At 47.1% G+C, this 13,097-nt stretch carries 25 protein-coding genes; all 25 read left to right on the top strand.

Translation table 11 applies throughout. The features are described from left to right. Positions 1–41: 41 nt before the first annotated feature. The 25 genes from rpsC (at position 42) to rpmE (ending at position 13,045) form a co-directional block, all read left to right on the top strand. On the top strand, positions 42–788 hold the full coding sequence (rpsC, locus tag QH73_RS01045; RefSeq protein WP_015152296.1) for a 30S ribosomal protein S3: 747 nt from the start codon (positions 42–44) through the stop codon (positions 786–788). Positions 789–850: 62 nt separating this feature from the next. Next, positions 851–1,270, top strand: a complete 420-nt coding sequence (gene rplP / locus QH73_RS01040) for a 50S ribosomal protein L16 (protein WP_015152295.1) — start codon at positions 851–853, stop codon at positions 1,268–1,270. A gap of 3 nt (positions 1,271–1,273) precedes the next feature. Next, entirely contained in the window at positions 1,274–1,507 is a 234-nt protein-coding gene (rpmC, locus tag QH73_RS01035) for a 50S ribosomal protein L29 (RefSeq protein ID WP_039714887.1), read from the top strand. A 6-nt stretch (positions 1,508–1,513) separates the two neighbouring features. Further along, positions 1,514–1,798, top strand: a complete 285-nt coding sequence (gene rpsQ / locus QH73_RS01030) for a 30S ribosomal protein S17 (RefSeq protein WP_039714886.1) — start codon at positions 1,514–1,516, stop codon at positions 1,796–1,798. Further along, entirely contained in the window at positions 1,795–2,163 is a 369-nt protein-coding gene (gene rplN / locus QH73_RS01025; protein WP_015152292.1) for a 50S ribosomal protein L14, read from the top strand. The genes rpsQ and rplN overlap by 4 nt, the downstream gene beginning before the upstream one ends. Then, on the top strand, positions 2,163–2,525 hold the full coding sequence (gene rplX / locus QH73_RS01020) for a 50S ribosomal protein L24 (protein ID WP_015152291.1): 363 nt from the start codon (positions 2,163–2,165) through the stop codon (positions 2,523–2,525). Before rplN ends, rplX begins: the two co-directional genes overlap by 1 nt. 114 nt (positions 2,526–2,639) lie before the next feature. After that, positions 2,640–3,188 (top strand): 50S ribosomal protein L5, encoded by a 549-nt coding sequence (gene rplE, locus QH73_RS01015; protein ID WP_039714885.1) that lies wholly within the window; start codon positions 2,640–2,642, stop codon positions 3,186–3,188. An 18-nt stretch (positions 3,189–3,206) separates the two neighbouring features. Then, positions 3,207–3,611 carry a 30S ribosomal protein S8 gene (gene rpsH, locus QH73_RS01010; protein WP_015152289.1) on the top strand — a complete coding sequence of 135 codons (405 nt, stop codon included), beginning with the start codon at positions 3,207–3,209 and terminating at the stop codon, positions 3,609–3,611. A gap of 84 nt (positions 3,612–3,695) precedes the next feature. Next, positions 3,696–4,235: a 50S ribosomal protein L6 gene (rplF, locus tag QH73_RS01005; protein WP_039717296.1), complete on the top strand. Its 540-nt coding sequence runs from the start codon at positions 3,696–3,698 to the stop codon at positions 4,233–4,235. 2 nt (positions 4,236–4,237) lie between these two features. Next, positions 4,238–4,597, top strand: a complete 360-nt coding sequence (gene rplR / locus QH73_RS01000; RefSeq protein WP_039714884.1) for a 50S ribosomal protein L18 — start codon at positions 4,238–4,240, stop codon at positions 4,595–4,597. A gap of 87 nt (positions 4,598–4,684) precedes the next feature. Continuing rightward, on the top strand, positions 4,685–5,212 hold the full coding sequence (gene rpsE, locus QH73_RS00995) for a 30S ribosomal protein S5 (protein ID WP_039714883.1): 528 nt from the start codon (positions 4,685–4,687) through the stop codon (positions 5,210–5,212). A 68-nt stretch (positions 5,213–5,280) separates the two neighbouring features. Next, entirely contained in the window at positions 5,281–5,727 is a 447-nt protein-coding gene (gene rplO / locus QH73_RS00990; RefSeq protein ID WP_039714882.1) for a 50S ribosomal protein L15, read from the top strand. Positions 5,728–5,790: 63 nt separating this feature from the next. Beyond that, the gene (secY, locus tag QH73_RS00985; RefSeq protein WP_015152284.1) at positions 5,791–7,098 is read left to right on the top strand and encodes a preprotein translocase subunit SecY; all 1,308 of its coding nucleotides are present in this window, start codon (positions 5,791–5,793) and stop codon (positions 7,096–7,098) included. Next, positions 7,098–7,664, top strand: coding sequence for an adenylate kinase (locus QH73_RS00980; protein WP_039714881.1), 567 nt, complete (start codon positions 7,098–7,100; stop codon positions 7,662–7,664). Before secY ends, QH73_RS00980 begins: the two co-directional genes overlap by 1 nt. Before the next feature lie 163 nt (positions 7,665–7,827). Continuing rightward, on the top strand, positions 7,828–8,052 hold the full coding sequence (gene infA, locus QH73_RS00975; protein ID WP_006196724.1) for a translation initiation factor IF-1: 225 nt from the start codon (positions 7,828–7,830) through the stop codon (positions 8,050–8,052). 110 nt (positions 8,053–8,162) lie between these two features. Beyond that, positions 8,163–8,276 carry a 50S ribosomal protein L36 gene (gene rpmJ / locus QH73_RS00970; protein WP_015152282.1) on the top strand — a complete coding sequence of 38 codons (114 nt, stop codon included), beginning with the start codon at positions 8,163–8,165 and terminating at the stop codon, positions 8,274–8,276. A gap of 100 nt (positions 8,277–8,376) precedes the next feature. Then, complete coding sequence (rpsM, locus tag QH73_RS00965; protein WP_015152281.1) at positions 8,377–8,757, top strand: 30S ribosomal protein S13; 381 nt, start codon at positions 8,377–8,379, stop codon at positions 8,755–8,757. A 66-nt stretch (positions 8,758–8,823) separates the two neighbouring features. Next, positions 8,824–9,216, top strand: a complete 393-nt coding sequence (rpsK, locus tag QH73_RS00960; protein WP_015152280.1) for a 30S ribosomal protein S11 — start codon at positions 8,824–8,826, stop codon at positions 9,214–9,216. A 20-nt stretch (positions 9,217–9,236) separates the two neighbouring features. Further along, positions 9,237–9,371 carry a hypothetical protein gene (locus QH73_RS28560; RefSeq protein ID WP_286194029.1) on the top strand — a complete coding sequence of 45 codons (135 nt, stop codon included), beginning with the start codon at positions 9,237–9,239 and terminating at the stop codon, positions 9,369–9,371. A gap of 72 nt (positions 9,372–9,443) precedes the next feature. Beyond that, positions 9,444–10,391: a DNA-directed RNA polymerase subunit alpha gene (locus tag QH73_RS00955; RefSeq protein WP_039714880.1), complete on the top strand. Its 948-nt coding sequence runs from the start codon at positions 9,444–9,446 to the stop codon at positions 10,389–10,391. A 90-nt stretch (positions 10,392–10,481) separates the two neighbouring features. Next, positions 10,482–10,832: a 50S ribosomal protein L17 gene (gene rplQ, locus QH73_RS00950; RefSeq protein WP_015152278.1), complete on the top strand. Its 351-nt coding sequence runs from the start codon at positions 10,482–10,484 to the stop codon at positions 10,830–10,832. Positions 10,833–10,852: 20 nt separating this feature from the next. Further along, positions 10,853–11,770, top strand: coding sequence for a tRNA pseudouridine(38-40) synthase TruA (gene truA, locus QH73_RS00945; RefSeq protein WP_039714879.1), 918 nt, complete (start codon positions 10,853–10,855; stop codon positions 11,768–11,770). Between the two features lie 72 nt (positions 11,771–11,842). Beyond that, on the top strand, positions 11,843–12,295 hold the full coding sequence (rplM, locus tag QH73_RS00940; RefSeq protein ID WP_039714878.1) for a 50S ribosomal protein L13: 453 nt from the start codon (positions 11,843–11,845) through the stop codon (positions 12,293–12,295). Next, the gene (rpsI, locus tag QH73_RS00935) at positions 12,295–12,717 is read left to right on the top strand and encodes a 30S ribosomal protein S9 (RefSeq protein WP_039714877.1); all 423 of its coding nucleotides are present in this window, start codon (positions 12,295–12,297) and stop codon (positions 12,715–12,717) included. The genes rplM and rpsI overlap by 1 nt, the downstream gene beginning before the upstream one ends. A 79-nt stretch (positions 12,718–12,796) precedes the next feature. Further along, positions 12,797–13,045, top strand: a complete 249-nt coding sequence (rpmE, locus tag QH73_RS00930; protein WP_039714876.1) for a 50S ribosomal protein L31 — start codon at positions 12,797–12,799, stop codon at positions 13,043–13,045. Positions 13,046–13,097 lie beyond the last annotated feature (52 nt).

Here is a 13,097-nt window from a genome sequence, read left to right as displayed (position 1 = left end):
TTACCCCTTACCCCTTACCCCTTACCCCTTACCCCTCAACTATGGGACAAAAAATTCATCCAGTCGGTTTTCGCCTCGGCGTTACCAAAGAACACCACTCTCGTTGGTTTGCCGAGCCACAGCGATATCCAGAAATTCTTCAAGAAGACTATAAACTAAGGCAATACATCGAGCAGAAGCTAGGACGTTATGCTGCCAATAATGCCGGAATTGCTGAAGTTCGGATCGAGCGCAAAGCAGATCAAATTGAGCTAGAGTTACGCACTGCTCGCCCTGGTGTAGTCGTCGGTCGTGGTGGAGCTGGGATTGAAGCCTTGCGTAACGGACTTCAAGAGCTTCTGGGCAGCCAACGCCAAATTCGGATTAACGTTGTCGAAGTCGCCCAAGTTGATGCCGATGCCTTTCTAATTGCTGAGTACATTGCGCAACAGTTAGAGCGTCGCGTCTCCTTCCGCCGCGTAGTACGCCAAGCGATTCAACGCGCTCAAAGAGCAGGCATTCAAGGTATTAGAGTTCAAGTTGGCGGTCGGCTCAACGGCGCAGAAATTGCCCGTACCGAATGGACGCGCGAAGGTAGAGTACCATTACACACCTTACGGGCAGATATAGACTACGCCTACTGTACCGCAAAAACCATTTACGGCATTTTAGGAATCAAGGTTTGGGCGTTTAAGGGAGAAATTATCCCTGGACAAGAACCACAGCCTACCCCTGGAACCAATCAACCCCGCCGCCGTCAACAGCAGCGCCGACGGCAGCAGTTTGAAGACCGTTCTAACGAAGGTTAACTGTCATTCGTCATCAAATGACAAATGACAAATGACAAATGACAAATGACGAATGACAAACCATGCTAAGCCCTAGAAGAACAAAATTCCGCAAACAACAACGCGGACGAATGAAAGGACTTGCCACCAGAGGTAGCAACATCAACTTTGGTGAATTTGCCCTACAAGCTCAAGAACCAGCTTGGATTACCTCTCGGCAAATTGAGGCAAGCCGTCGTGCCATGACTCGCTATATCCGTCGTGGTGGGAAGATTTGGATTCGGATTTTCCCCGATAAACCAGTAACCATGCGTCCGGCTGAAACCCGTATGGGTTCGGGTAAAGGTTCGCCTGAGTTTTGGGTAGCCGTAGTGAAGCCAGGACGAATTTTATTTGAAATCGCTGGTGTGCCAGAAGCAACTGCCCGCGAAGCAATGCGATTGGCTTCTCACAAACTACCAATTCAAACAAAGTTTATTATGCGCGAGGAGGAGCAAGTATAAGTCATGCCCCTACCTAAGATTTCCGAAGCGAGAGAATTAACTGACGAACAGTTAGCTACAGAAATTATTGCCGTGAAAAAGCAATTGTTTAGTCTGCGCTTGCAAAAAGCAACCCGCCAGTTAGACAAGCCACACCAAATCAAGCACGCCAAACATCGGTTAGGGCAATTGCTCACGGTGGAACGCGAACGCCAAGTGGCAAACACAAATGCAGCCGAACCCGCAACAGAAGAGTAAGTAACGATGGCAGTCAAAGAAAGAATTGGCTTAGTCGTGAGCGACAAAATGCAAAAGACTGTGGTAGTCGCGGTAGAAAACCGCTCTCCTCATCCCAAGTACGCCAAAATTGTCGTGCGTACTCGGCGCTACAAAGCTCACGACGAAGAGAATAAATGTAAAGAGGGCGATCGCGTCCGCATTCGCGAAACTAGACCTCTCAGCCGTACGAAACGCTGGGAAGTGATAGAGATTCTCGATAGTCCCACCACCGCGATCGCTGCAACTACCACAACGGGAGAACAACAGTGATTCAACCCCAAACCTACCTCAACGTCGCGGACAATAGTGGGGCGCGAAAATTAATGTGTATCCGCGTCCTCGGTGCTGGTAATCGTCGTTACGGGAACGTCGGCGATGTAATTATCGCCGTTGTTAAAGATGCTATCCCCAATATGGGAGTGAAAAAATCTGATGTCGTGCGAGCGGTAATCGTTCGTACCCGCAAAGGTTTGCGGCGCGATAGCGGCATGAGCATTCGTTTTGATGACAATGCTGCCGTGATTATCAACCAAGATGGTAACCCCAGAGGAACGCGGGTATTTGGACCTGTAGCCAGAGAGCTACGGGATAAAAACTATACCAAAATCGTTTCTTTAGCGCCGGAGGTGCTGTAATGGCAAAGAGAAAAGGAGCCAAAGAAAATAAACCAGTTCGCCACAAAATGCACGTCAAAACTGGCGATACGGTACAGGTAATTTCTGGAGCAGATAAAGGTAAAGTCGGCGAAATTGTGCGATCGCTTCCAGAAAAAAGCCAAGTGATTATCAAAGGCGTAAATGTCAAAACCAAGCACGTCAAGCCCAAAGAAGAAGGGGAGTCGGGTCGGATCGTTACCTTAGAATTTCCCATCCACAGTTCCAACGTCATGCACTATTCCACCAAGCAAAACGTCGCTAGCCGAATTTGCTATACCTTCAACCAAGAAGGCAAAAAAGTGCGAATGTTGAAAAAAACAGGCGAAATCATCGACAAATAACTGTCATACAATTTTAGATTTTAGATTGCCGATTTTGGATTAAATCTAAAATCCAAAATCAAAAATCAAAAATTGATACCCCCTGACCAAGACCAGGGTAAACAAGGAAAGAATATGGCATCGTCAAAACTCAAAAGCATATACCAAGAAAAAATAGTGCCGCAATTGGTGGAACAGTTTCAATACAAAAACATCCATCAAGTCCCCAAGCTAGTGAAAATCACTATAAACCGAGGTTTAGGTGAAGCAGCACAAAACGCTAAAGCAATGGAATCGTCTTTGGCTGAGCTAGCAACGATCGCAGGTCAAAAACCCGTAGTCACGCGAGCCAAAAAAGCGATCGCGGGCTTTAAAATTCGCCAGGGGATGCCAGTAGGCATTATGGTAACTCTGCGGGGCGATCGCATGTACGCTTTCCTCGATCGCTTTGTCAATCTTGCCTTGCCTCGGATTCGTGACTTTCGCGGCATCAGTCCCAAAAGCTTCGACGGACGCGGTAACTACACCCTTGGCGTAAGAGAACAGCTAATTTTCCCCGAAGTCGAATACGACAGTATCGACCAAATTCGCGGCATGGATATTTCCATCATTACTACTGCCAATACTGACGAGGAAGGTCGTGCCTTACTCAAAGCATTTGGTATGCCCTTCCGAGATCAATAAATTCTACAAGAGGAAACGATGGCGGCTAACGACACAATTGCTGATATGCTGACGCGCATCCGCAATGCTAATATGGCGCGGCATCAGACAACTAAAATCCCTTCTACCAAAATGACTCGCAACCTTGCTAGAGTCCTACAAGAAGAAGGTTTTATCGCCCAGTTTGAAGAAGAAGCGCAAGAAGGGGTAAAACGCAATCTGGTAGTTACCCTCAAGTACAAGGGTAAAAATCGCCAGCCGATTGTCACTGCACTCAAAAGAGTCAGCAGACCAGGACTGCGAGTTTACTCCAACCGAAAAGAATTACCGCGAGTATTAGGTGGTATTGGCATTGCTATCATCTCCACCTCGCACGGCATCATGACCGATCGCGAAGCCCGCCGTCAAGGTCTAGGTGGCGAAGTTCTCTGCTATATCTGGTAAATTCGTCACTTGTCATTTGTTATTTGTCATTTCTATTCACCAATGACCAATGACCAATGACCAATGACAAACAAGGAGTTAATCATGTCTCGAATCGGCAAACGTCCCATTACCATCCCCAGCAAAGTTACCGTCACCATTAACGGCTCCCACGTTGCCGTCAAAGGTCCTAAAGGGGAACTCGCTCGCGTCCTTCCTAGTGCCGTTACGGTGGAACAGGAAGGAGACACAATTTTAGTCAAACGGCACGATGAATCTCGCCTCTCGCGACAACTCCACGGTTTATCCCGCACTCTAGTGGCAAATATGGTGGATGGAGTTTCGCAAGGATTCCAAAAGCGGTTGGAAATTCAGGGAGTCGGCTACCGAGCGCAAGTTCAAGGACGCAACTTAGTCCTCAGTCTTGGCTACAGCCATCCCGTGCAAATCGAACCACCTGAAGGTATTCAACTCGCAGTCGAAAACAACACGAACGTTATTGTCAGCGGCTTTGACAAAGAATTAGTCGGCAACGTCGCCGCCCAGATTCGCGACAAGCGCCCGCCAGAACCCTACAAAGGTAAAGGCGTTCGCTACGCCGGAGAAGCCGTCAGACGTAAAGCTGGTAAGGCAGGTAAGAAGTAATTATGAAGCTCAGTCGTCGAGAATCCAGGGAAAAACGGCATCGTCGGATCAGAAAAGTTATCGTAGGCAGCACGGAACGCCCGCGCCTAGCAGTGTTTCGCTCTCATCAGCATATCTATGCTCAAGTCATAGACGATTCCCAACATCATACTTTGGTAGCTGCTTCTACTTTAGACCCAGATTTAAAATCCCTCGAATCTAAAGGAACGTGCGAAGCATCAGTGGAAGTTGGCAAATTAATTGCCCAACGAGCTAAAGCTAAAGGCATATCACAAGTTGTCTTTGACCGAGGCGGAAACCTCTACCACGGTCGAGTCAAAGCACTAGCTGACGCAGCACGGGAAGCAGGATTAGATTTTTAATTTGTTAATGGTTAATAGTTAATAGTTGATGGCAATTAACAATAAACGATTAACAATTAGCAATTAACATTTTTAGAGGCACTCAATATGGCAACAGGTCGTCGCAAAGCTAATCGAACTAAAGAAAAAGAAACGACTTTTCAAGAGCGGGTGATTCAAATCCGGCGGGTGAGTAAGGTCGTCAAGGGAGGAAAAAAACTCAGCTTCCGTGCCATTGTCGCTGTCGGTAACGAGCGCGGTCAAGTTGGGATCGGAGTAGGTAAAGCTGGAGATGTAATCGGCGCTGTGAAAAAAGGCGTAGCAGATGGCAAAAAACATCTCATTGATGTCCCATTGACCAAATCTAACTCCATTCCCCATCCAACTAATGGCACTGGTGGCGGAGCAAAAGTATTAATGCGTCCAGCCGCACCTGGAACGGGCGTAATTGCCGGCGGTGCAGTCAGAACCGTACTGGAATTAGCAGGAGTGCGGAATATTCTAGCCAAACAGCTAGGTTCCAACAATCCCCTGAACAACGCCAGAGCTGCCGTTAATGCCCTTGCTACACTCCGCACTTTTGCCGAAGTCGCAGAAGAACGCAGCATTCCAGTAGAAAAGCTCTATATCGTCTAATCGTCATGCGTCAAACAAATGACCAATGACCAATGACCAATGACCAATGACCAACTAACAAAAAAGTTATGAGACTAACTGACGTTAGACCCCAAAAAGGCTCAAAAAAACGCGCTCGTCGTCTCGGTCGGGGAGTTTCTGCCGGACAAGGCGCGAGTGCTGGTAAAGGGATGCGCGGACAAAATTCCCGTTCTGGTGGTGGCACTAGACCAGGATTTGAAGGCGGTCAGCAGCCCTTGTATCGCCGTCTACCTAAGTTGAAAGGCTTTCCAATTATTAATCGTAAAGAATACATTACGATGAATGTAAGCAAGCTGTCTTCACTTCCTGCTGATACGGAAGTTAACTTGTCCTCATTAAAAGAGGCAGGAATAATTAAAGCCGCTAAAGGTTCGCTCAAAATTTTGGGAGATGGGGAATTAAACGTTGCCCTCAAGGTAAAAGCAGCAGCTTTTACGGCATCAGCTAAAAGCAAGATAGAAGCAGCTGGCGGGAGTTGTGAAGTTGTTAAGTAGCTAAAGTTTTTGACTGAAGTTATTTAACGCAAGATGCCTATGGCAGTAGAAAGGTAGCCGTTTATGATTAGTCGAGATAAAGCCCCAACAGCTCAAGAAACTTTCATGCAGATGGCACAAGCAGCCGGACTGAGAGGACGGTTGCTTGTCACTATCGGTATGTTAATTTTGGCTCGCTTGGGTGTATTTTTACCTGTACCAGGAATCAACCGCGAACAGTTCGCTCAAAGCGTACAAAATAATAGTGCTGTCATCGGTTTTTTAGACATCTTTTCCGGCGGCGGACTTTCAACTTTGGGGGTTTTCGCCTTAGGGATTTTGCCATACATTAATGCCTCGATCATAATCCAATTACTGACAGCTGCAATCCCAGCTTTAGAGAATTTACAGAAAAATGAGGGTGAGGCAGGCAGAAGACAAATTTCGCAGGTGACTCGCTATGTCGCTTTGGGTTGGGCAATTCTGCAAAGTACGTTTATTGCAGCAATTTGGATCAGACCGTTTGCCCTCAACCCAGGACCCGTATTTGTCATCGAAACCGCGATCGCACTCACAGCTGGTTCGATGTTTGTCATGTGGGCATCAGAGTTAATCACGGAGCGAGGTGTCGGTAACGGTGCATCGCTGTTGATTTTTGTCAACATTGTTGCCTCTCTACCTAAATCTTTAGGCGATACCATTACTCTGGCACAGACTGGAGGCAGGGAAACCATCGGACGAGTCATCGTTCTGTTGCTCGTATTTTTGGTCATGATTGTCGGGATTGTCTTCGTTCAAGAAGGGACGCGACGCATTCCGATTATTTCAGCTCGTCGTCAAGTAGGACGCAAGCTTTATCTAGAGCGGAGTAGCTATCTACCTTTGCGGTTGAATCAAGGCGGTGTAATGCCAATTATTTTTGCTTCTGCCGTCCTAATTCTGCCAGCTTCACTCGCTAGGTTTACTCAAAACGAATATGTGATTAACATCTCCAATGCGATCAGTCCTGGCGGTTCTACACCTTGGCTCTACGCCCTAGTGTACTTCGTAATGATTGTTTTCTTCAGTTATTTCTACTCCACGTTGATCGTGAATCCGGTTGACTTGGCACAGAACTTGAAGAAGATGGGTTCTAGTATTCCAGGCATTAGACCAGGTAAAGCAACGAGCGAATACGTCGAACGGGTGCTTAATCGGCTGACATTTTTGGGAGCTGTTTTTCTCGGCGCAGTGGCAATTATTCCTACAGCAGTAGAAAGCGCCACCAGAGTACCGACCTTTCAAGGATTAGGAGCGACTTCGCTGTTGATTCTGGTTGGTGTGGCAATCGACACGGCGAAACAGATTCAGACCTATGTGATCTCCCAGCGTTATGAAGGAATGGTGAAGTAGTGCCGCGATTGATTTTTTTGGGACCGCCAGGAGCAGGTAAAGGCACGCAAGCAAAACACCTTGCCAATTCCTGGCAGATTCCTCACATCTCGACTGGTGATATTCTGCGCCAAGCTATGCGCGATCGCACGCCTTTGGGAATTCAAGCTCAAGGCTATGCTGACCGAGGCGAACTCGTCCCCGACCAACTAGTAAACGATCTCGTTGCCGAACGCCTTCAGCAGAGTGACGCGCAAGTAGGATGGATTCTCGATGGTTTTCCCCGCAAACTCAGCCAAGCAGTATTTTTAGACGAACTGCTGCAAAAGCTTCACCAAGGTTCTACGCGAGTGGTGAATCTAGAAGTACCAGAAGCGATCGTTGTGGATCGGCTGCTGAAACGGGCAGAAAAAGAAGGACGAGCTGACGACACTGAAGAAGTGATTCGCCGTCGCTTGGAAGTCTATCACCAAGAAACTTCGCCCTTAATTGATTTCTACCGCGATCGCCAACAACTCGTCTCAGTCGATGGCAATCAGTCTATGGAACAGGTTACAGCTCATCTGCAAACGGCAGTTAATTCTTAACTCAAGAGTGAGTAGTGAGTAGTGGGTATTATTTTCCCCTGCTCCCTGCTCGCTGCCACCCTGCTCCCTATTTTCGATAAGATATATTAACAGTGGAAAAATATGTCCAAAAGTGCTAGAGCTAATTCCACAAAAAAACCAGTAGAGTTGAGGAATCAACAAGTTGTCTAAACAAGATTTAATTGAGATGGAAGGCACGGTGACGGAATCGCTGCCTAACGCTATGTTTCGCGTCGATCTGGACAACGGCTTTAACGTACTCGCCCATATTTCCGGCAAAATTCGCCGTAACTATATCAAGATTCTACCTGGCGATCGCGTGAAAGTCGAACTCACGCCATACGATTTGTCTAAAGGTAGAATTACCTATAGATTACGCAAAAAATAATTGAAGTTAATTTTTAGCAACATCCAAGTCCGAAAACTCAGTATGAGTGTTAAATTCTTGCAGAAAATTCAATCGTAGTATTATAATATAGAGTTTGTAATGTAAAAGCCATGAAAGTTAGAGCTTCTGTAAAAAGAATTTGTGAAAAGTGTAACGTTATCCGCCGTAAAGGTAGGGTAATGGTTATTTGTTCTAACCCGAAACACAAACAACGTCAAGGCTAACTATAAAATGATTGGCGGCGATCGTCGACATTTGGTGTTTCAGTTAACACCATGAAAGAGTAAATATTGTTGCAACAAAGCAAGACTAGGGAGAAACAGCGTGGCACGGATATCTGGTGTAGACCTTCCGCGAGATAAGCGGATTGAGATCGGTCTGACCTATATTTATGGGATTGGTTTAACGAGATCGAAAGAAATTTTGGCGACTACAGGTGTCAACCCAGATACCCGCGTCAAAGATCTCGGCGATGCCGATGTAGCAGCTCTGAGAAACGAGATAGAAGCAAACTATCAAGTTGAAGGAGATTTAAGGCGTTTGGAAACGATGAACATCAAGCGCCTGATCGATATTGGTACGTATCGGGGTCGTCGCCATCGGATGGGCTTACCCGTCAGAGGACAACGCACTCGTACCAATGCTCGTACCCGTCGAGGCAGACGACAAACGGTAGCAGGAAAGAAAAAGGCTCCAGGGAAATAAATAGCCTCCTGGCTATATAGAGCATTTTTGAATTGAGTAGAGCAAAATTAAACCGATCGTAACCCTATGGCGCGACCAACTAAGAAAAGCGGTACGAAAAAGCAAAAACGCAACGTACCAAATGGCATGGCATACATCCAATCCACATTCAACAACAGCATAGTCACCATTACAGATCAAAATGGCGATGCGATTTCGTGGGCATCGGCTGGTTCTAGCGGCTTTAAGGGAGCGAAGAAAGGCACTCCTTTTGCCGCGCAGACCGCAGCTGAAAGTGCTGCACGGCGCGCAGTTGACCAAGGTATGCGTCAGATCGAAGTCATGGTCAGCGGACCTGGAGCAGGCAGAGAAACAGCAATTAGAGCGCTGCAAGGGGCGGGATTAGAAATTACTCTAATTCGCGACATCACGCCTATTCCACATAATGGCTGTCGTCCGCCCAAACGCCGCCGAGTATAAACTCAAATGTCCAAAAAGATGTGGGAATTTCTGCAACCTGCGCGTTCGTCCAGTGGGCGATCGCGTTATCTTGTCCCCAAAGTCAGCTAGAAACTGAAACGGCGGCACAGATAAACCAAGTCAGAAATTCAGGTAAAAAAATTCAGGCTAAGTAATCCAAGCAAGAAAATTCAGGCAAGCGGTTGCTATGCCAATTTATAGGAGCTAACAATAGGGGAGGTTACTCCGTGGCGCAATTTCAAATCGAATGTGTTGAGTCTATTACGCAGGAGAATCGGAGTCAATATAGTAAGTTCGTCTTGGAACCTCTCGATCGCGGTCAAGGAACGACAGTAGGTAACGCCTTAAGGCGAATTTTACTCTCTAATCTAGAAGGTACAGCAGTCACAGCCGTCCGAATTGCAGGCGTAAGCCATGAATTTGCTACAATTCCTGGCGTGCGCGAGGACGTAATGGAAATTCTGATGCAGATGAAAGAAATCGTCCTCAGAAGCCACTCCTCGCAAGCCGTAACTGGTCGATTGCTCGTCCACGGCGCTACCACGGTTACTGCGGCTCATTTCGATCTACCAGCAGAAGTAGAAATTATCGACCCCAATCAGTACGTAGCTACCCTAGCAGACGGGGCAAAATTAGAAATGGAATTTCGGGTCGAACGGGGAAAGGGCTATCGTACGGTCGAACGAGGGCGCGACGAAGCTACGTCCATCGATTACCTGCAAATTGACTCGATCTTTATGCCAGTTCGTAAGGTCAACTACAGCGTTGAAGATGCGCGGGTAGACGGCTCGCTGCAAAAAGATCGGTTGATTATGGAAATTTGGACAAACGGTAGCCTAACACCGCAGGAAGCCCTTTCTTCTGCCGCAAATATTCTCGTTGACCTGTTCACACCCTTAAAAGACATCTCGCTGGCGGCGATGAAAGACGAAATTCCCGCCGACGAAGACCCAACTAGTCAGATTCCAATTGAAGAACTGCAACTTTCCGTCAGGGCTTACAACTGTCTCAAACGAGCGCAGGTGAATTCGGTAGCTGACTTACTAGACTACACCCAAGAAGATCTACTAGAAATTAAGAACTTCGGTCAGAAGTCAGCAGAGGAAGTGATCGAAGCGTTGCAGAAGCGTCTAGGCATTACCTTGCCGCACGAAAAATCTTCTAAACCTACCTGAAATACTCTTTGAAAGAAGGATGTAGCAATCCATCCTTCACCCCCGATCCTACCCTACGGGAAGGGCTTCACCCTACATCCTTTTACGATCATGCGTCACCGCAATAGCATTAAAAAACTTAGTAAACCAGCAGACCAACGCCGCGCCCTACTACGAGCGCTAACTACCGAACTACTCAGACACGGACGAATTACCACCACTAAAGTCAGAGCAAAAGTCGTACAGTCTGAAGCAGAAAAAATGATTACCCTAGCTAAAGATGGCTCTTTAGCAGCTCGTCGTCAAGCTATGGGATATATCTACGATAAGCAACTCGTACACGCTCTATTCGAGCAAGTTCCCGATCGCTATGGTAGCCGCGCTGGTGGTTACACTCGCGTTTTACAAACGATACGTCGTCGGGGCGACAACGCAGAAATGGCAATTATCGAACTCGTTTAAAACACTGTGGCGCTTTGGAAATGGCTGTTTGGCAACCTGAATTGACAAGTAGAGTCGCCCTGGTAATTCAATACCTGGGTACTCGTTTTCATGGATGGCAGCGACAGCCGCAGCAGCGTACAGTGCAGGAAGAGATAGAAACTGCGATCGCCAATGTTCTGGGTTATCCAGTTGTCATTCATGGAGCAGGCAGAACGGATGCAGGAGTTCATGCTGCTGCCCAAGTCGCTCATTTTAACGTGGTGAATTGTCCGATTCCAGCCCATCGCTGGGCAGCAATTCTCAACAGTCGCTTGCCAGAAGATATCTTGATTCGCGCTTCGGCTGAGGTGAGCTTAGATTGGCACGCCCGCTTTTCTGCTAAATGGCGGCGCTATCGCTACACGCTCTACACAGATCCCCGACCGAATTTGTTTGTCAAAGCTTTGAGCTGGCACTATTATCACGCACCTCTAGATGAATCATTAATTCAAGCAGCATTAAAACCTCTACTCGGCAACCACCATTTAGCAGCTTTTCATCGGGCGGGTTCTAGCCGCGCTCACTCTTGGGTAGAAATACAAGCAGCAGAATGCCATCGCCAAGGTTCGTTCGTGCAAATTGAATTGCAGGCAAATGGGTTTTTGTACGGAATGGTGCGGTTGTTAATGGGATTACTGGTTCAAGTGGGTAGCAAACAGCGATCGCTAGCTAATTTTACCGAGATTTGGCAGCAGCAGCGCCGTGCCGAAGTCAAGTACGCCGCCCCTGCTGCTGGCTTGTGCTTGTTGCGAGTTGGCTATGCCGAATTTCCCTTTCCGGCTGAAATTTGGTACGATACGCAGCCCCAGTTTTTCTTACCAGATGTAACCACTACCCCAATAGAACAAAACGAGCTGATTCCTACTCCGTCCTGCATAGCAGCTTCTCGGCTTTCTCAAGCTGCCGCACAAACATGAACCCAAATTATTTCAAGTAAATTATTTTAGGGTAGATATTCTAGTAGATTATTTCAGGATAGTAAAACCACCATGACCAAAACCTACATTCCCCCTCAAGATACGATTAATCAGCAGTGGTATCTGGTCGATGCTGCCGACCAACGACTAGGCAGGCTCGCCACTGAAATCGCTAATCTCCTGCGAGGCAAAAACAAGCCAGAATTTACCCCACACATGGACACTGGTGATTTTGTCATCGTTGTGAACGCTGAGAAGATCAAAGTGACAGGGAAAAAACGCAGTCAAAAAGTTTACCGCCGTCATTCTGGAAGACCTGGCGGGATGAAAACCGAAACCTTTGCTCAACTTCAAGCTCGAATACCAGAGCGCATTGTAGAACAGGCTGTTAAAGGTATGCTGCCAAAAAATAGCTTGGGCAGACAACTATTTACTAAGCTCAAAGTCTACGCTGGGGCAGAACATCCCCATCAAGCACAGAAACCAGAAGCAATTAAAATTCAAACCATCCCAGGAGATAAGTAATGCAAGCAACACAAACCGCTACCACCAACGGGCGAGTCATGTACTGGGGTACAGGACGACGCAAAGCGTCTGTAGCTAGGGTTCGTCTAGTTCCAGGTAACGGTCAACTCGTCGTCAACGGTAAAGCTGGCGACTTATATTTTCAATTTAATGCTAGCTATCTTGCAGCTGCTAAAGCACCTCTAGAGACGCTAGGTCTAGAGAACGAATACGACATTCTCGTAAACGCCCACGGCGGCGGCTTAACCGGACAAGCCGATTCAATTCGTTTGGGAGTTGCTCGCGCTCTTTGCCAGTTAGAGCCTGAAAATCGCTTACATCTGAAGAAAGAGGGTTATTTAACTCGCGATCCTAGAGCTAAAGAACGGAAGAAATACGGCTTACATAAAGCACGGAAAGCGCCCCAGTTCTCGAAGCGATAACATTTGTCCTTGGTCATTTGTTGGGATCGTGATAAATGACCAATTAGTTACAATAAGAAAGGAAAGATAGGAAAAAGAGATGGCAAAACCAGATATTCATCCGCAGTGGTATCCCGAAGCTAAGGTTTACTGCAACGGGGAACTAGTTATGACTGTTGGTTCGACCAAGCCAGAACTCCACGTTGATGTCTGGTCTGGCAACCACCCGTTCTATACTGGAACTCAAAAGATTATCGATACTGAAGGGCGCGTAGAACGCTTCTTGAGAAAATACGGCATGATGGATTCTCAGCAAGGTACGTCAGAAGGCAAGTCCAAGAAGAAGTAGCGCGGTCAACTCAATTTTGGATTTTAGATTTTGGATTTAGGTCGGAAAAAAT

The organism is Scytonema millei VB511283 (assembly GCF_000817735.3).
GTDB lineage: Bacteria > Cyanobacteriota > Cyanobacteriia > Cyanobacteriales > Chroococcidiopsidaceae > Chroococcidiopsis > Chroococcidiopsis millei_B.
This window is presented reverse-complemented; position numbering and strand designations above follow the sequence as displayed.